Source organism: Pseudoalteromonas sp. CNC9-20, from assembly GCF_022347875.1.
Lineage (GTDB): Bacteria > Pseudomonadota > Gammaproteobacteria > Enterobacterales > Alteromonadaceae > Pseudoalteromonas > Pseudoalteromonas ruthenica.
Map to the genome: position 1 here is coordinate 12,656 of NZ_JAKRFS010000003.1, position 18,120 is coordinate 30,775.

General features: G+C 46.7%; 17 protein-coding genes and 1 riboswitch. Of the genes, 7 read left to right on the forward strand and 10 right to left on the reverse strand.

Going from position 1 to position 18,120, the window contains the following annotated elements; translation table 11 throughout:
• Window positions 1-87 precede the first annotated feature (87 nt).
• Window positions 88-621, reverse strand: coding sequence for a DUF4124 domain-containing protein (locus MHM89_RS07200; protein ID WP_235419160.1), 534 nt, complete (start codon window positions 619-621; stop codon window positions 88-90).
• A 165-nt stretch (window positions 622-786) separates the two neighbouring features.
• The gene (gene glnA / locus MHM89_RS07205; protein WP_022946685.1) at window positions 787-2,193 is read right to left on the reverse strand and encodes a glutamate--ammonia ligase; all 1,407 of its coding nucleotides are present in this window, start codon (window positions 2,191-2,193) and stop codon (window positions 787-789) included.
• 442 nt (window positions 2,194-2,635) lie between these two features.
• Between glnA and typA the strand changes: the two genes are divergently transcribed.
• A complete protein-coding gene (typA, locus tag MHM89_RS07210; RefSeq protein ID WP_022946684.1) occupies window positions 2,636-4,462 on the forward strand; it encodes a translational GTPase TypA in 1,827 nt (608 codons plus the stop codon).
• Between the two features lie 152 nt (window positions 4,463-4,614).
• On the forward strand, window positions 4,615-4,785 hold the full coding sequence (locus MHM89_RS07215; RefSeq protein ID WP_239408498.1) for a hypothetical protein: 171 nt from the start codon (window positions 4,615-4,617) through the stop codon (window positions 4,783-4,785).
• On the opposite strand, the gene MHM89_RS07220 is transcribed toward MHM89_RS07215, so the two are convergent.
• Window positions 4,760-5,401, reverse strand: coding sequence for a DUF2959 domain-containing protein (locus MHM89_RS07220; protein ID WP_239408499.1), 642 nt, complete (start codon window positions 5,399-5,401; stop codon window positions 4,760-4,762). The genes MHM89_RS07215 and MHM89_RS07220 overlap by 26 nt on opposite strands.
• 88 nt (window positions 5,402-5,489) lie before the next feature.
• Here MHM89_RS07220 and MHM89_RS07225 point away from each other — a divergent pair, with 88 nt between their 5' ends.
• The 3 genes from MHM89_RS07225 to dtd are packed head-to-tail and all read left to right on the forward strand — an operon-like array spanning window position 5,490 to window position 7,764.
• Window positions 5,490-6,383: a virulence factor BrkB family protein gene (locus tag MHM89_RS07225; protein ID WP_130148017.1), complete on the forward strand. Its 894-nt coding sequence runs from the start codon at window positions 5,490-5,492 to the stop codon at window positions 6,381-6,383.
• A gap of 2 nt (window positions 6,384-6,385) precedes the next feature.
• Window positions 6,386-7,339, forward strand: coding sequence for an alpha/beta fold hydrolase (locus tag MHM89_RS07230; RefSeq protein ID WP_235419161.1), 954 nt, complete (start codon window positions 6,386-6,388; stop codon window positions 7,337-7,339).
• Entirely contained in the window at window positions 7,327-7,764 is a 438-nt protein-coding gene (gene dtd, locus MHM89_RS07235) for a D-aminoacyl-tRNA deacylase (RefSeq protein ID WP_235419162.1), read from the forward strand. The genes MHM89_RS07230 and dtd overlap by 13 nt, the downstream gene beginning before the upstream one ends.
• Here the strand turns inward: dtd and MHM89_RS07240 are convergent.
• On the reverse strand, window positions 7,761-8,450 hold the full coding sequence (locus tag MHM89_RS07240; RefSeq protein WP_053910221.1) for an SAM-dependent methyltransferase: 690 nt from the start codon (window positions 8,448-8,450) through the stop codon (window positions 7,761-7,763). The two genes, dtd and MHM89_RS07240, sit on opposite strands and share 4 nt — an antisense overlap.
• Before the next feature lie 141 nt (window positions 8,451-8,591).
• Here MHM89_RS07240 and MHM89_RS07245 point away from each other — a divergent pair, with 141 nt between their 5' ends.
• On the forward strand, window positions 8,592-9,491 hold the full coding sequence (locus MHM89_RS07245; RefSeq protein ID WP_022946677.1) for a bifunctional GNAT family N-acetyltransferase/hotdog fold thioesterase: 900 nt from the start codon (window positions 8,592-8,594) through the stop codon (window positions 9,489-9,491).
• 35 nt (window positions 9,492-9,526) lie between these two features.
• Here the strand turns inward: MHM89_RS07245 and MHM89_RS07250 are convergent, their stop codons facing one another.
• The 5 genes from MHM89_RS07250 to dapA all read right to left on the reverse strand — a co-directional run bounded on the left by MHM89_RS07250 (window position 9,527) and on the right by dapA (window position 14,684).
• The gene (locus MHM89_RS07250) at window positions 9,527-10,564 is read right to left on the reverse strand and encodes a phospholipase A (RefSeq protein WP_235419163.1); all 1,038 of its coding nucleotides are present in this window, start codon (window positions 10,562-10,564) and stop codon (window positions 9,527-9,529) included.
• Between the two features lie 146 nt (window positions 10,565-10,710).
• Window positions 10,711-11,823: a succinylglutamate desuccinylase/aspartoacylase family protein gene (locus tag MHM89_RS07255; RefSeq protein ID WP_138549099.1), complete on the reverse strand. Its 1,113-nt coding sequence runs from the start codon at window positions 11,821-11,823 to the stop codon at window positions 10,711-10,713.
• 2 nt (window positions 11,824-11,825) lie between these two features.
• Entirely contained in the window at window positions 11,826-13,028 is a 1,203-nt protein-coding gene (locus tag MHM89_RS07260; RefSeq protein WP_235419165.1) for a PLP-dependent decarboxylase, read from the reverse strand.
• Complete coding sequence (locus MHM89_RS07265; protein WP_239408500.1) at window positions 13,028-13,768, reverse strand: 2,3,4,5-tetrahydropyridine-2,6-dicarboxylate N-succinyltransferase; 741 nt, start codon at window positions 13,766-13,768, stop codon at window positions 13,028-13,030. The genes MHM89_RS07260 and MHM89_RS07265 overlap by 1 nt, the downstream gene beginning before the upstream one ends.
• Before the next feature lie 28 nt (window positions 13,769-13,796).
• The gene (dapA, locus tag MHM89_RS07270) at window positions 13,797-14,684 is read right to left on the reverse strand and encodes a 4-hydroxy-tetrahydrodipicolinate synthase (protein WP_235419167.1); all 888 of its coding nucleotides are present in this window, start codon (window positions 14,682-14,684) and stop codon (window positions 13,797-13,799) included.
• Between the two features lie 122 nt (window positions 14,685-14,806).
• Window positions 14,807-14,998: riboswitch (Lysine riboswitch) on the reverse strand.
• Between the two features lie 147 nt (window positions 14,999-15,145).
• Between dapA and MHM89_RS07275 the strand changes: the two genes are divergently transcribed.
• Window positions 15,146-16,843, forward strand: coding sequence for a response regulator (locus MHM89_RS07275; RefSeq protein ID WP_239408501.1), 1,698 nt, complete (start codon window positions 15,146-15,148; stop codon window positions 16,841-16,843).
• Here the strand turns inward: MHM89_RS07275 and MHM89_RS07280 are convergent.
• On the reverse strand, window positions 16,818-17,705 hold the full coding sequence (locus MHM89_RS07280) for a TraB/GumN family protein (RefSeq protein WP_239408502.1): 888 nt from the start codon (window positions 17,703-17,705) through the stop codon (window positions 16,818-16,820). The genes MHM89_RS07275 and MHM89_RS07280 overlap by 26 nt on opposite strands.
• Window positions 17,706-18,120: the final 415 nt, after the last annotated feature.

Consider the following 18,120-nt stretch of genomic DNA (forward strand, 5'->3'; position numbering starts at 1 on the left):
TCGGTGTTGCACCAATTTGGTGCGAATTATCTTAGCAGTATTTAGCCGGGTTGCCCAATCGGTGCGCAACCCGGAGTGATATGCAGCTTAAGGGCCTGTGATCACTGAACGGCGATGCAGATAAAATGTCACAGGTTCAGAAGTGGCCAGCTGTTTACCATTGCCATCCACTAGGCGCAACCGTACTTGATGCGCCCCTCTATCAACATTACGCATAACAAACACCGTTGATGATTGTGGTTTATCGTAAGGCTTTCCATCGAGCATAAGTTGCACGCGGTGGCCTTGCATAAAGCGCGGTGATACTTGGCCTGTAACATGTACAGAGCCTGTGTTATCACGAATTGTTTCTTCTTGATTTGGAGTGGTAATAGCGACGGAGAAATTAATTCCTTGGTCAGCGCTATTATCTTGCTCAAGAATTTGCGTGTCAGTTGAGGGCATACTCATCGCTGGGGAGTTTAACTTTACCTTCTCAGCTCCTTTTCTTGGAGAGTCAGAAAAAACTAATACACCGTTCTCATCCTTCCATACATAGATGCTTTTATTGGTTGCGTTGGCGTTAAAGGCACTCAAACCCAGAACCATGAAAACGCATAAGATAGACCACTTCGTTGTCACGCTACTTCCTATTTTACGTTTATTATTCTTATAGTTAGCCGAAAATTAACCAATTACTTGGTTAAACCCTAACTTTAGTCTATTTACAACTTTTTTACCATAAAAAAAGCCTGCTAAGCAGGCTTTGAGAACACACATGATATAACTAAGTGGTAGTTATGCGGTTTACACGCTGTAGTACATTTCAAATTCTACAGGGTGTGTAGTCATGTTGAGCTTTTCTACTTCAGCTGATTTCAAGCCGATGTATGCATCAATAAGGTCGTCAGTGAATACGCCGCCTTGCGTCAAGAACTCACGATCTGCATCAAGTGAATCAAGGGCTTCTTGCAATGACGCTGCCACTGTTGGAATCTCTGCTGCCTCTTCTGCAGGTAAGTCATATAGATCTTTATCCATGGCGTCGCCAGGGTGGATCTTATTCTTAATGCCGTCAAGACCCGCCATTAGCATCGCTGAGAAGGCAAGGTATGGGTTCGCTGTAGGGTCTGGGAAGCGTACCTCAATACGGCGAGCTTTCTCTGATGGAACTACGGGGATACGAATAGACGCTGAGCGGTTACGTGCTGAATAAGCAAGCATAACAGGTGCTTCGAAACCCGGAACAAGGCGCTTGTATGAGTTTGTCGAAGCGTTAGCAAAGGCGTTAATAGCTTTGGCGTGCTTGATGATACCACCGATGTAGTAAAGCGCTTCTTCTGATAGACCACCATACTTGTCGCCTGCAAAGATGTTCTTACCATCTTTACCTAGAGACTGGTGACAATGCATGCCTGAACCGTTGTCGCCAACCACAGGCTTAGGCATGAAAGTAGCGGTTTTACCATACAGATGCGCCATGTTGTGAATAACATACTTCATCTCTTGAATTTCGTCCGCTTTCAAAACCATGGTGTTAAAGCGGGTGGCGATTTCGTTTTGGCCAGCTGTTGCTACTTCGTGGTGATGAGCTTCAACGACTTGGCCGAGTTCTTCAAGCACCATGCAAGTGGCACTACGCCAATCTTGTGATGAGTCCACTGGAGCAACAGGGAAGTAACCACCTTTGACGCCAGGACGGTGACCGGTGTTACCGCCTTCGTAATCTTTATCTGAGTTCCAGCATGCTTCTTCAGCGTCGATTTTATACATTGACCCAGACATATCTGTTTTGTACTTAACATCGTCAAAAAGGAAAAATTCTGGCTCAGGGCCAAACAGAATCGTATCGGCAATACCTGTTGAGCGCATATATTCTTCAGCACGCTTGGCCACAGAGCGAGGATCGCGCTCATAGCCTTGAAGAGTTGAAGGTTCAACAACGTCACAACGTACGATAAGTGTTGTTTCTTCGGCGAATGGATCAAGCTTAGCGCTTTCAGCATCAGGCATCAGCACCATGTCTGACTCGTTAATGCCTTTCCAGCCTGCAATTGAAGAGCCGTCAAACATTTTACCGTCTTCAAAGAAATCTTCATCAGCCTGGTGATGAGGAATAGAGACATGCTGCTCTTTACCTTTGGTGTCGGTGAAACGAAGGTCAACGAATTTTACGTCGTGCTCTTTAATAAAATCTAATACCGATTGTGACATGTGTCCTCCAACTATGGATTATTATTTGCTGCAATTTACTGCATTTGTGCATGGGTAAGCTTAAACCATGCCAAAAGTATAAGTGTCTGTTTAGTAGGGGGTTACTTTCTATTTGGTAATCTCAAACTTATTTTTTGCACCAATAGGGTGCGAACTTGCTACATTGTAGTGCAAATTTTTCAGGCTGCATTGTCATGTATCAAGGGATGACTCAAATAAGGATGTGAGCGCACCAAAAAACACTGATAGCACAGTCTCGGTGTCATTTTTATGTCAAGCGACTAGGCTATGTTAGGCACGGAAGTAAATTAATTAGCTGGATAAACTTTCATCTAGTGGCGTTATAAGGGATAATACGCGACCTTTTAAACTCGACACAGGTGGCCCGCGCCGCTGGGTGTGGATCATTTAGGAAATATGGGGTTAGCCTCTAAGTAAATATATGAGCATCGAAAAGTTAAGAAATATCGCGATTATCGCACACGTTGACCATGGTAAAACGACTTTGGTTGATAAATTGCTTGAGCAATCGGGCACACTACAAACCCGTGGTGGCAACGAAGAGCGAGTGATGGACTCGAACGATCTTGAAAAAGAACGTGGTATTACCATCCTAGCTAAAAACACGGCAATCAACTGGAAAGACTACCATATCAATATCGTCGATACCCCTGGGCACGCCGACTTTGGTGGCGAGGTAGAGCGCGTACTTTCGATGGCTGACTCCGTACTATTACTTGTTGACGCACAAGAAGGGCCAATGCCGCAGACGCGCTTTGTAACGCAAAAAGCGTTCGCGCAAGGGCTGAAGCCAATCGTTGTTATTAACAAGGTTGATAAGCCGGGTGCACGCCCTGATTGGGTTATGGATCAAGTATTTGACTTGTTCGATAACTTAGGTGCAACCGACGAACAGTTAGACTTTAAAGTTATTTATGCATCAGCGATTAATGGTTGGGCAACGCTCGATTTAGATGAGCCTTCTGACAACATGGAGCCAATGTTTGAAGCCATCGTGAAAGAAGTTGAAGCACCAGATGCGGATCCAGAAGGGCCGCTACAAATGCAAATCTCACAGCTTGATTACAACTCGTACGTTGGCGTTATCGGCGTAGGCCGTATTAAGCGTGGTACTGTGAAAGTAAATCAGCAGGTTACTATTGTCGGTGCTGATGGCAGTAAACGTAACGGCAAAGTGGGCCAAGTGCTTACTTACTTAGGTCTTGACCGTCATGATGCGACAGAGGCAACTGCCGGCGACATCATCGCGGTGAGTGGCCTGGGCGAGTTGAAAATCTCCGATACCATCTGTGATGTCAACACGGTTGAAGCGTTACCAGCACTGAGTGTTGATGAGCCTACTGTTACCATGACGTTCTCTGTAAACACTTCACCTTTTGCTGGCCAAGAAGGTAAATACGTCACCTCACGTAATATCCTTGAACGTTTGCAAGCCGAGCTAGTTCATAATGTGGCATTACGCGTAGAAGAGACCGATAACCCTGATAGCTTCCGTGTATCAGGCCGTGGTGAACTACACTTGGGCGTACTTATCGAAAACATGCGTCGTGAAGGCTATGAACTTGCCGTGTCTCGTCCAGAAGTTATTTTGCGTGAAGTTGATGGTGAAATCCAAGAACCTTACGAAACAGTGACTATCGACTGTGAAGACGAGCACCAAGGCTCTATCATGGAGCAGCTGGGTTTACGTAAAGCAGAAATGACTGATATGTCTCCAGATGGTAAAGGCCGTATTCGTATGGACTTTATGATCCCAAGCCGTGGCTTGATTGGTTTCCAGACTGATTTCATGACGTTAACCTCAGGTTCTGGTTTGATGTACCACACGTTTGATCATTACGGCCCACACAAAGGCGGTAAGATCGGCCAGCGTATGAACGGTGTATTGATAGCGAATGCCCAAGGTAAGGCGCTGACTAACGCGCTATTTAACCTGCAAGAGCGTGGTAAGCTATTTATCGGCCATGGTGTTGAAGTATACGAAGGTATGGTTATCGGTATTCACAGCCGTGACAATGACCTTACGGTTAATGCCCTAAAAGGTAAACAGTTAACCAACGTGCGTGCTTCAGGTACTGATGAAGCGCAAACACTTGTGCCACCTATCAAGATGACCCTTGAGCAAGCGCTTGAGTTCATTGATGATGATGAGCTGGTAGAAGTGACTCCGGAAAGCATCCGTATCCGTAAGAAATTATTGACTGAGAGCGAGCGTAAGCGCGCATCTCGTGAGTCAAAGAAGAGCTAATTAGCTCTTAATTTGAAAAACCCGCACTGTGTTGCGGGTTTTTTTATGCCTAAAGCAAATGCTCTGGGTGTTGTTACCTGTGCGAAATCGTTGGAATAAAGTCTTGCTCATTTCACTCTTTTCTAGATAGGCAAGAACATTTAGTGTTGGATATGCGGTTAACACATGTCGATGGCCAAGGGGCATGGCCATTCACCATGACTATTGAAAAGATAGATAGTGGGGTGTGGCAGTTTACTGTAGTACAACAAATAGAACATGCCCGCCATCAAGCGGGCAGTGGGTTATCAAAGAGAGTTAGCTTTGATTCATTTGCTCAATAAAGCGGTTAGAGTCTTCGATTGAACGATTCATATCATCAATAAGTACTTGAATGTCGCGCTTAAGATTCGTGAATTCACCTTTTATCGCGGCGATTGCTTGCGCGTTGAGGTTGTGCTTAAGGTAGAGCACGTTGTCTTGTAAAGACTCTAACACGGGTTGCATCTTCGCCTCGCTGGCGCGCATAGAGCGCAGGAGCTGCTCAAATTGGCGCTCAGTGGCACGCAACTTTTTACTGCTTTCGCGTCTTAGAGCGGCGCTTTGGTACTCTTCTAGTTCATCGGCCCATTCGTCAAATAGAGCCTCTGCCACATCTTCTACTTTATCAATGTTAGTTGAGACCTCATCAGCCGCCGCGAAACTTGACTCATAGTCATCATTGAGCTGCTCGTAAGCGTCTTGTAAATCACCGCCATCGAAGTTAATTAACTTACTTAAACGCTCCAATGCTGACTGAAATTCCTGTTGTGAATCCTGCTGTGACTCTTTAGTTTCCTCAACGCGATCAACAAGGATATCTCGTTTATGTACGCCGACAGATTCCATTGCCGAATAGTAAGCGGACTGGCACGCTGTGAGCGTCATAAATGCAGTAGCTAGCGCGATTTTTTTAATCATTTTCAACCCTTGTATGGATACTTGATACTGTAAATTATGTGGTCGATTGCTATGATAAGCAAAAGGTTTTTCATATTTTAGGTAACTCATGCAGTTCAACGGTGAGAAAATCAAAGCGCAACTTTCCATTTGGGTAAAAGCACAGCCGCGCTGGTGGCGGTATTTTTTTACTCGGTGTATGGAAGATCAAATCACTGTTAACGCAGGCTATCTAGCCTATGTAACCCTGCTTTCCTTAGTGCCCTTAATCGCTGTAGGTGTGGCCATTTTCTCGGCTTTCCCCGGCTTTGAAGATACCCGTATTGCTATCGAAAGCTTTATTTTTAATAACATGGTGCCCACCTCAACGGATGTAATTAAAGAGCATATCGGCGCATTTACAGGTAATGCGAATAAAATGACCGCTGTGGGGGTCTCGTTCTTGGCTGTTGTGGCGTTATTTTTGATACGCAACATCGATCTCACCTTAAACCGGATTTGGCGCATCAAAAAGAAACGCCCTGCGGTTATTTCTTTCGCTATTTATTGGATGGTGCTGAGTTTAGGGCCGGTATTGCTTGGGTTAAGTATTGGTGCCACGTCTTACATTGTGTCCTTGGTGTCTTTTGCTGATGGTGGCATTCCTGGTTTTAGTGGTTTTGTTTTAAAGTCGCTTCCTTACGTTATTTCTACTGTTGGCTTTGTGATGCTCTATACTCTAGTACCAAATACACGAGTTCCATTTAGAGCAGCGGTTCCCGGGGCTATTTTTGCAGCACTGTTATTTGAGCTGACAAAAAAGGGGTTTGCTATGTACATCAGCCATTTCCCCTCATATGAAGTGATTTATGGGGCGCTAGCGACAGTACCTATTTTATTTGTGTGGGTGTATCTGTCGTGGGCTGTGGTACTACTCGGTGCAGAGTTCACTGTGTGTATCAGTGTGAGCAAGCCTCCTATCGATGATATTGTCGCCGAGGAGAAACGCGCACTTAAGGAGTAACAATGGCATTGAGCTATCCCGTTAGTGCGCCACGAAAAACCCACCATGTCTTGGTCGGACAAGGGCACCAACTAGAAATTGAGGAACATGGCAGCGGGGATGGCTTGCCGGTGATTGTCTGTCACGGGGGGCCTGGTGGAGGGCTCAGTCGCTTTGAATGCGCACACTTTAATCCCGAGCACTACCGAATTTTACTTTTCAGTCAAAGAGGGTGTGGTAATTCCACCCCCCATAGTTGCGAGCATAATACCCTGGAACACTTGATTGGCGATCTCGAATGCATTCGCCGTCATTTGGGAATTGGCCGCTGGGTTGTGTGTGGAGAGTCTTTCGGGGCTACCCTAGCGATGGTGTATGCTTTGCAACACCGTAAGCACGTAAGCGCTTTGATGCTTTGGGCCAGCTTTTTTGCAAGCCAACAGGATTACGACTGGTGTTTGGGGAAAAGTGGCGCCGGAGCACAATTTTACCCTGAATATTATCGCCAATTTAACCCGCAAAACCAGCCAACGTCAGCATTGATCGAAGGTTTCCATCAGCAACTTTTTAGTGACAGCGAGCCCACGCAGCTTAAAGCCGCCAAAGCATGGGTGGCCTGGGAGGAAACCTTATGTTGCGGCACGGCACCAAGTATTAAACTGCTAGAACCCGCTGCTCTTATCAACCGAGCACAGCTACAGCTGCACTACTTCAAACACCAGTTTTTTCTACGTGACGATATGCTCATGGACCATGCCAAGGAATTCGCAGGCCTGCCGGTATGGATGGTTCACGGGCGCCACGATTTGGTGTGTTCATACGCGCGAGCCCAAGCATTTGCCACGGCCGCACAAGCACATTTAGATATTTTTGAAGGCCTTGGTCACAGCTTGGCTGATGAGGTATATTGCCAAGCCCAATGTCGGGCAACCGACCATATGTATTTGAAGTTAAAGAGGCAGCAGTGCAAGGATTAATACAGCGCGTTAGTCGCGCCGAAGTCACCGTTGAAGGGCATGTAGTAGGGAAAATAGACCAAGGGATTGTGCTGTTATTAGGCGTAGAAAAGGCCGATAGCGAACAACAGGTCGACAAACTACTCCATAAAGTGAGTAACTATCGTATTTTTACCGATGAGCAAGGTAAGATGAATTTAAGCCTAAAAGACATCGGTGGTGAGCTTTTGGTGGTATCGCAGTTCACGCTTGCCGCCGATACTCGCAAAGGAATGCGTCCTAGCTTTTCCAGTGCGGCAACGCCACAACAAGCTAGACAGCTATATGACCTGTTTGTTGATAAAGCTAAAGCATTAGGCATCACTTTGGCGACCGGACAATTTGCTGCAGATATGCAAGTATCATTAGTCAATGATGGTCCGGTGACGTTCAATTTAGCCGTTTAACGGGACAAAAACACTAAATGATTGGAGTAGCCTTTTACTTTAACCATATCGGGTGGCTTGCCAAAACAAGTGATCAACAAGTGTTTAAGTTGCTGCAACTGTGACTCATGGTGGGCCAAAAAGTTGATAAAGAGGTGCCCATCATGGTTCAACGCAGCGCGTATTTTGTCGTAAAACCGATGTTTGTAGAGGAACATTGGAGCATCGAGCTCACTGAATAAATCAATGATTATCCAGTCGTAACACCCAGGCTCACTCAGTACTTGCTCGGCATCGGCACAGCGTAAAGTGGTGTCATGACGACCACCGAAGTAGCGTTTATAGCAATGAATAATATCGGGGTTTTGCTCCACGGAAATAAGCTCGGTATCAGGGTAGCTGTGGTGTAAATAGTTGCGTATCGCCCCTCCTCCTAGCCCCAATTCCAGAACTCTGTCCGGGGTGGGCAAGGTGTGCCAATACTGAGCAAAAATTTGTAGGTGCGGAAAAAGTAGGTGATTAGGGCGACTGCGCTCAATAATGGATTGCAGTGTTTGGTTTATCAGCAACCAGCGAAACTGTTTATGTTGGCGTACCTGAATACTTGTGCAGCCGAATTTGTGCCAATACAAAAGTTGGCCGATATTTGCACAATCAGCAACAAAGTGCTCGGAGACGGCTCCGCTATGTTCGATTACTGTTTCCATAACAACAGCATAGACACCTTGTGACATTTTACCTAATTGTGCACTAAATTTTACGGTGCGAGAAACCGCAGTGCTTTGGTCTTATTTTATCCCGTTGGCAAATCTTGTAAGGTGAGGCATCACTTTTTATCTGGAGTTGGCATGTTCGAAGTAACTATTCCGCAAAGTAGCGATGATTGGCAGGCCTATTATCATTTACGTTGGCAAGTTTTGCGTGCACCTTGGGAGCAGCCTAGAGGCAGCGAGCAGGATGATTTAGAACAAGAGTCAGAGCATCGGTTTATTAAGAATAAGGACGGTGAGGTGATCGCCGTGGCACGTTTGCACTTTAATAACTCGCAACAAGCCCAAGTGCGTTATATGGCTGTGGATGACGCTCACCGAGGCCAACATCTGGGTAGCCGGCTATTACATGAGCTGGAGAAAATAGCTTGGAATCAGGATGCGAGTGAATTGGTTTTGTTTGCTCGCGAGCGAGCTTTGAAGTTTTATCAACGCCATGGCTACGAGCTTAAAGAAAAAGCGCATCTTGCCTTTGGTGATGTGCAGCATTGGAAAATGGTAAAGCAACGCCCTAGCGAGCCAGGTTGGTTTCGTCATCCAGATTGGACTCAGGTCTTGCAAGACACTTGGCGCGAATCGATTCCTATCAGCGATAAGATGGGAATCAAAGTAGAAACGTATACTGACTGGCAGTTTAGTGTCAGTGCTGATCTGGATGCTAATGTTAATGTGCACAACACCATGTTTGCTGGCTCTGTTTATTCTATGGCAACGCTAGCAGGGTGGGGAGCAACTTATTTGGCACTTCAAGAGTCCCAACTTATGGGGGACATTGTGCTTGCTGATGCGCAGATAAAGTACCTTAAACCTATCAACAAAGAGCCTAGAGCCCAGGTTGATTTAACCCAGTGTGAGGGGAATGTTGGCGATTTAACAACTCAAGGGAAAGCACGTTATCAGGTGCCAGTACACATTTATGATGGCGACATTTTGGTCGGGGAGTTTACCGGCCGCTTTGTTATCGTTAAAAGTGAGTAAGATTAAAAAAGCCCCTTAAGGGGCTTTCTTTTATACTACAGAAGGTCGGTGAGTAGAATACCGACGCCAAAGCGCTCGGTGTCTTGGTTGTAGTCAATCAAGCTCTCACCATAACCATTAAAGTACTGAGCATAGCCACGAAGACGGCCCCACACAGGGAAAGACCAATCTAGTTGAATGGCACCGCGATTATCCGAGTTTAGGTTGTTGCGCAGCATAAAGCTAAACTCATGCTCTTCGAAACGGCGCACGCCTTTAAGCTCAAAGTAACCCATGTATTTATAAATATCTGGATTGTCATCACCATCGGCAACCATAGGATCTTCTTTTTCATCCTCTGGGATGCGGTACCACGGCTTAAAGCTAAATACATAGCCGTCTTTTTCCCAGATAAAGTCGACGTATAAGCGGTTCCAGGAACGCGAGTAAGGTTGGCTACGGCCGTTGGATTGATGCACAGCACCCACAGCAATAGCCATTTCGTCGCCCCAAAGCACGTTTTCGGGGTCTAGATAATTAATCCAAAAAATTTCCGGCTCATAATTGGTTTCTCTAAATGGCGCAGAAATATCTTTGTTGTAATACTGCCAATAAGATTGCAAGGTAAAGCCGAAATAGACGGCTTGGTCCTCGTCACTGAAGTTGTCATAAAGCGGTACTTTTAGCGACAGCTGATACTTAATCTCAACATTATCTAAGTTTTCGCCGGTATCGGTGTCGCCTAAAGCACTGATATCCCCAAAGGGTTCTTCATTAGGGTGCTTCATGTAGGTCACGGGCAAAATATAGTTGCGCTTGTGCGGCGTGATCACGTTGCGGTTTTTCTCCGTCACCTCTTCACGAGCCTTGCGCTTATCAATGGCTGTAAGCTGTTTGCTTTCTTCTAAATCAGAGCACTTTTTACGAAGCTCATCCAAGGTTTGTTTACCATCACCGGCAATCGCTTCATTAAGAATGCACTGTTTGACAATACTTAGCTCATTGTCTTGTTCGTTATTTGCATTTGTTGCAGGCTCATCCGCCCACGCATGGCCGTTCAGGGTCAAAGCCAATAAAGTGTATCGCCAATTCATAAAAATCCGTGTGCTGAATAAAAGGGACAGAAGATGAAATCAATAGTACACCTTTTTAGCAACAAGCGGGTGAATTTAGGCTGAAAAAGTGGGCGACAAAGTCGCCCACTGGCAGTGAGTAAACTCACTGACTCTCACGCAATGGTTTACAACTCGAAGGTGTTGGTAAAGAATTTATAGAGTTCGGTGCCCTGATTTACACTCGCAGAGGCAAAATGAAGAATGGCAATCGCATCGCTGTCAGCACACAAAGTGTGCAGCGGCGTTTCACTTAAATATCGCTCCATTCGCAATATGTTGGCGATAGGAGTTCCCGCTGCAATCGGCTCCCCCAGTGGGGCTAAATATTCCACCATTCCCCCCATCGGGGCATAATAGGTTTTATAATCGCTGAGCATACAACCATAGCGCGTCATTTCTTTTGGGTAGAAGGGGGCGTCTTGCAACACGCCTTGGTAGTTAAGATAAGCTAAAATATTGTCGGCATCGTCTTTGGCGGCACTGAGGTCGATACGCTCTTGTGAGCCAAGCTCAACGGTAAATGCTTCCACAGGCACATCAAAAGCACAGTCTAATGCATTGAGCTGAGCCTTAAGTTGCCACCAAGGGCAAAACGCCGCCTCATCTAGGGCACCGTCGAACTCATTAGGTATAAGCAAAACGTTAGCGATATTAAAATACTTAGCGCTAGCACGAGCATATTCAGGACAATACAAATGCTGAGTAGATATCGGCCCGGTGTGTAAATCTAAAACAATATCGGCCTGATGTGCGAGCTGCTGAAGTTGCAAAGCGATGCGCTTACCCGTTGACAGCGTGTGCGCAGGGGCCTCAAGTTGAGCGTCGACACTCGCAATTAGCGCGTGCTGAAATGTATCGCGAATTTCGCCGCTAGACAGGTGTGCGCATTGCTCGGCCATGGTCTTTGGCAACTGGCTATCGTAATGATACATACGATTCCAGTTAACACCGGTAATAGGGTCAAAGCGACCCAGCGTGAACTCGCCTGATTTTTGGTTGCAACCAATGGGGTTCGCATAGGGGACAAGGGTGATGTCGCCGTTAAGCTCTAGGGTCTGTAACTGTTCCAATAGTTGGTAAATGACAGCATTGCCTTGCACCTCTGCGCCATGCATATTGGCCTGAATATACACGCTTTTACCTGTGCCATTACCCTTTAAACGGTAAACTGGAATGGTTAACGGCAGGCCATTGGCTACCTCACCCACATAAATGTTTTCTTGACTGACAGGATGCATATTTACCTCAGATAAAAACTGGCCGGTTGTGGCTCGCGAACCACGCGCAAAGTGCCGTGCTCAAACACGTATTCACCAGCCAATGAGTGGCACAGAAAAAACGGCATACTCTCGGTGAAGCCATAGGCTCCGGCCTGCATAAACACGAGCCAATCATGTTCATCAATATCCTCAGGCAGCGAGTGTTGTCCTAGGCTATCCAGCGCCGTACACAAAGGTCCATGGATACGATAGTTTACCTGTTCGGCTGTACTTCGGCGTAATAACTGAGCGGGGAAGTTTTGCCCTGCCACAGCGGGGCGTAAAAGATGGTTAATACCACCTGCGACGATCAGTTGGCGCTCGCCATAATTTGTTTTTTGTTCAATGACGGGGTCTAAATAGTAACCACATTGTGCGACGGCGTAACGGCCCAACTCCATCCACAACTCTTTTACGCCGCTTTGCCGCTTAATATCGCGCAGTGCGCCGAGCACATCCTGCCACTTTAGCGGGCTGCTTTCGCTGTCATAAGGAACGCCTAAGCCGCCACCTAAATCCAGTACTTGCATGGCAAAACCAAGGCGTTCACAGAGTGCTTGTAATGGCGCTAACATGCTTTGCCATAGGTGAAGCAGCTGGGCCGCATCAAGCATGTTGCCCCACTGAAAAATATGCAGGCCAATGCAATTCAGCGCAGGGTAGTCGGCTAAGTAGAGCCCTTGCCACTGCTCTGGCGCTAAGCCAAACGGAGTCAGGGTATTGCCACCGAGCGGATTACGCTCACCTTCTGGCCAGCGCAACTGCACTCTAAGCAACACATCCACTTCAATACCTTGGTTATACGCCAGCTCATTAAGCCAGCGAACTTGATTGATACTCTCCAACACAAAGGTACGTACCCCAGCGTCTAAGAATTCGCCTAACTGCTGGCGCGATTTTGCCGGCCCGGTGTTGAGGATGCGTTGTGCACCAACATGCTGTGAAAGCACCTGATTGAGCTCACCGCTGCTGGCGACATCAAAGTCAAAGCCAGCGGCTGCCAGAGTCTCGATAACCGCAGATAAAGGATTCGCTTTTACCGCATACCATAACTTCACCACATCTTGCGCCATCAGCTCATCAAGGTGCTTACGTAGACTGTCAAGATCGTAGACAAAGCAAGGTTCTTGGCGCTCCTGAGTGAGGGTATCAAAAGCGTTTAACAATGCGCCAGAGACAGGCATTAGCGTAATACCTCTTCTAACTCCAGCGATGCATCGCTGTGCTGATCGCGATACTTTACGATAAGCGCACAGCTCATACTGAGCCCTTGTTCGCGTCCCCAAGTGCTAGAGCTTGGGCGGGAGCCAGGTATAACGATGGCGTTGGCCGGAATCGCTTCGCCCTTATCGAGTTGTCGCTCGTTAACGCAGTCATATACTGGGATAGTGGCGCTTAAACGTACACCAGGGGCGAGTACCGCACCTTGGCGAACCACCACCCCTTCGACAATGACACAGCCCGCGCCGATAAAGGCATCATCTTCAATCACCACAGGGTTAGCGCCAATTGGCTCGAGCACGCCACCTAATTGCACGGCGGCACTGAGGTGAACGTTTTTGCCCACTTGCGCACATGACCCTACCAAGGCATGACTGTCGACCATAGTTCCACTGTCGATGAAGGCACCAATATTGACATATGCAGGTGGCATGATAATGGTGCCAGGGGCAACGTAAGCACCTCGACGCACAGCACTACCGCCAGGCACCATGCGAATATTATCTTGGGCGCTAAAACCGCGAGGAGCTAGATTATGCTTATCAACAAAGCCGCCCGCAAACTCGGTGTTATTGCCACTTTTGAAGGCTTCGAGAATGCCTTTTTTTACGTCCACATTGGCGTGCCATTGGCCGTGTTCGTCTTGTGTTGCGGCGCGTACGTGGCCGCTTTCGAGGTCATTTAGTAAGTCTAACCAACTCATAACTGAGGTACCTTGTTAACTAATTTTATCAATGTGCCCACGCAACAATGCGTTCATGGGCATTAAGAAGTGGTTGTGTGTCATTAAGCTCAAGGTGGCTTAATGGTGGTCGTAACACCGGGCTGTTGAGGCGTTCAAGAGCATGCAAAAGGCACTTAACGGGCACTGGATTGGCTGCACTGAACAGCGCATCAATTGCACTGCGCCAGGTTATAAAGGCATTGACGCTTTGCCCTTGAAGGCATTGTTGTACCAGATGCTGTGTCTGCTGTGGCCAGACGTTGGCGGCCACAGATACAAGGCCCGCTGCACCGGCCTGAGCAAAATAAGGCATCAGCGCGTCGTCGCCACTGAAAATCGCTAACTCAGGCGCGGCTTCGCGGTAAGCCTCAAATTGTGCAATATCACCGCTGGCTTCTTTAAGTGCCCAGCACAGTGGGTGCTGTTGTAGCTGTGCTAAGACCGTAGGGGGAATACTGACTGCAGCGCGTCCGGGCACGTTGTACAACATGCACGGCTTTTTGCTGGCATCCAGTAGTGCCGAGTACCAATGTAGCTGCCCCTGAATACCCGGTTTAGCATATAAGGGAGCTCCCAGAAGGTAGGCGTCTATGGGGTGTTGGTTACAAAAACTAAGCCAATGTAGTTGCTGGCTAAGGTTAAAACCGCCCACGCCAACCATCAGTGGCACACGCAAGGTGAGCGCTGTAACGTGACGAACTACGGCTTGTTGCTCATCTATACTGAGAGCCAGAGCTTCACCAGTAGAGCCAAGAATAAGAATGCCATTTCCCGCTTGCTCTTGCTCGCGCACAAGTAGGGTTAAGGTGTTAAAATCAATACTGCCGTCAGCATGCATCGGAGTGATCAATGCTGTCCAGACAATGGTATCTGCTAAAGAATGAGTTGTAGTCATCTCTCACGAACTTAGTGCGAGTTCGATTGAATTAGGAAGGGGTTGCCCGCCTCGCATCGAACTGGTTAAATTCGAAGAGCGAATGGGCTTAAAACACAGAGCCAAATGGGCCCAGCGTTACTAAGACCAGAAGCTCTCCACCAAAAACATAGCGCTGAGCGCTAATGGTGACAGTCGCTGGGATTCAACCCATGCGCCCGAGACAGTAAGTAGCAAACTTTACTGGTCTCTCGGCGTACATTCCCCTCGTTATGGTGCTTTGGAGTTTGCTCTCCTTCCCATAACTACCTGAATGACGCTCCTCTTCTAGCCCTTGCGACCACAGCACATGCGGCCGACTCAATAAGGGTGCCTTTTTATTCAATCACTTTATGCTTAACGCTGTCAACGCTAAAGCGAGAACAAATTTTACAAAGGCTGATTTTGTGTCAGTATTAAGGGGTTATTGCAAAGGCCCTCTTATGCAACGTCTTACCAAACACTTACAAAAACGTTATTTCTGGGCAGCCAGTGTGCTTGTTGTTGTCATACTTAGCTCTACATTTTATGTGATGAAAAGTATCAATATGCAGCGAAATGACGCAAAAGTAATAAACATTGCAGGTATGCAGCGGATGCTTTCGCAGAAGATTGCATTGCATAAATTGGCCGTCAATGACCGTGCTGTAAGTTTTGAGCAGCAGCAACTCGCTCGTGCCACTATGCGCTTTTATAATAACCATGAGTTTTTATTAGGCTCACAGTTGGTGCAGCAAAGCCCTCAGGTGCTAGCACTTTATCACCAGCAGGGCTTGGATGGTCGGGTGCGCCAGTATGTGCAGTTAGCGAGTCGCAGCGATGCACCTTTAAGTGCTTTTCAGGGTCAAAAACTACTGTCGTTATTGCAGGACTTAGATGCTGTTGTCACCGTATTAGAGTCAAAATCTAAGCAAAAAATAGAACATTTACAGCTTGTTATTCCCCTTTTAACGCTGGCAGCCATTGCTACTATTTTATGTGAGTGGTGGCTCATCTTTAATCCTTTGACACGTCGAGTGTCAGCTATTCTTTATCGGCTTCGTTACCAACGGCGTCAAGCCGCGCATGCGCATCGGGTAAAATCTGACTTTTTAGCTAATATGAGTCATGAGCTAATGACGCCAATTACGGGGATTATTGGCCTATTGGACTCTCATACTGCGGCTGGTCGCGAAGAACAGCAAACGGCATTGGGCTGCGCCCGACATTTGCAGGCGCTAGTGCAAGAAATGTTGGAATTGCAGAAGCTTAAGTCGGGAGCGTTTACTACTTTAGTGACCGAGCAGTCATTAAAGCAAACGGTGAGTGCAATATTGGCGCCTTGGCAGCTTAAGTCTGAAACCCTGCAGCGATTGAGTGTCGAGGGTGAAGATAGCCTACCTGTTCAAGCACAAACTGATCATCTGCATTTAATCCAAGCAGTTAATCAGCTATTGAGCAACGCCTTTATACATACGCGCGCTGCGGTGCATGTGCAATTTGAATACCATGAACCATCTGGGCTGCTGAGTGTTGTCGTTAAAGATAACGGCGATGGCATTGCTACTGCTGATATTGAGGCTGCTCAGCAACATGCTGTGTATTACAACACCGAGCAGGTACAGCACTTTCAGGGCGCGAAATTAGGTCTCAGCCTCGTGTATGCGTTGGCTCAAGAGGTGGGTGGAAGCCTTACGATTCGTAGTACCACAACAGGCACAGAGGCCAAGCTAACTTGGCCCGTACTTACTATCGACAAAGCCCGGTTAGAGCCAAGCAGCCAGCATGGCGATATTCTGATTGTTGAAGATAACCCAATAAATCAGTTAGTGCTTGCTAAACAAGCTCAGCAAATAGGCTTTAACACCACCATTGTTGATGATGGTGAGCAAGCACTCAATAAATTACTAGAACATCACTATCAATGTGTATTGATGGATTTAAATATGCCAAACAAAGACGGCATAAGTACCATTATTGAGATTCGTGAGCGCTTAGCGCTCAGCGTACCTATTTTTTTGGTGACTGCCAGTCAAGATGAGCATCGTATCGCGCAGAGTATCACTGTCGGTGCCAATGCCGTACTTAACAAGCCGGTCAATACTCAGCAGTTGAGCGCGTTATTGAAAAAACACGTTATTGAGAGGGTTGCCTTTTCGTAACCGTAAATCCTTGTTCGCGCAGTAGGTTAACGAGCCCATTTTTTTCCGGTAAATGGAGCGCACCTACGGCGATAAACAGTGACTGCTGCTGCATTGGCTGGTTAAGTTGTGCGACCCAGTTTTGATTACGCTCAATAAGTAAAATATGCTCGTTAAGTTGGCCGAATTCAGAGTCATCAAAAGCATCGTGGTAGTACTGCCTCAGTATGTCAGTATCTCCTTGCTTCCACGCGCTGATCAATCGAGCAAAATAGTGGTCGAGGTCTTTGAGTTGGCGAAAAGTATCGTTGACCATTTCATCAGCGTAATTATCTAAGGCGCTGAACATTTCTAGTTGCTGCTCTAGCGACTCGAGCTCCATTATCGGCTTACCTATTGCGTTTGCCTTAGCTAACACTTGCTTGTCGATTCCGTTTTGCTCTGAATAGCCTGCATTTTGATACTCGATTTGCACCATAGTGAGTAAAACGGCCCAAGGCTTTAAGCCCGAGAACATGGCAATATTAATACTCTTTTGTGCAAAATAGTCACTGAGGCGTTGATAATTTTTACTACTCAGTTCAGTTTCTAGCGTGCGGCCGTTACGCAGCATCATTAGCGGCATGGAGCGTTGTTGAATTTGCATAGGTGAGAGCGCGCTAATATCTACTTCAACGACCACTTTATCACTGCGGCTAATTGCTTGCTCAATATAAGAAGGGAGGCCTTTCATTGCTTCATCACCAACATGCACAGTGCCAAACAAATAGGAAGTAACGCCATTTTTCTCCACTTGCCACAGTGCCGGAGTGGTGTTTGCAAGGCAGAGCTGAGTGAAAAATGCAAAACAAATGTACAGCAGTGACCAGAAGGTTTTTTTCATAATGGTATCCAGAGGTAGTTGTTTTTAGCCAGTGTAACTGAGTTCGGTAATTTAGCCTATTGGCTGACCATTTTTACTAAAAATATTCAGCTGTTACAGCACACTATGTTAAATACGTTTTAATGTCGCAATGAAAAAGTTGGAATTATTTTTCTCTTAACTGACTTTTGAGGTTTTTTTATGTGATTAGTGTCGTCATTTTTAGTTGTTTCGCATTGTTTTTATGGTTGACTTAGAGGGGCTGCCAAGGTACTAATAGAAAAAGAGCGCAGAAATGCGGTAACAAACTTAAAAAAGCGAAGCGAAAAGTACATGTTGAATACGCAACTTAGCCTAGTCCTAGTGATTAACGTCGTGGTGATTATTATTACCACGGGGGCTTTGTAGTGCGTTAAAAAAGTAATTTCGCAAAGAA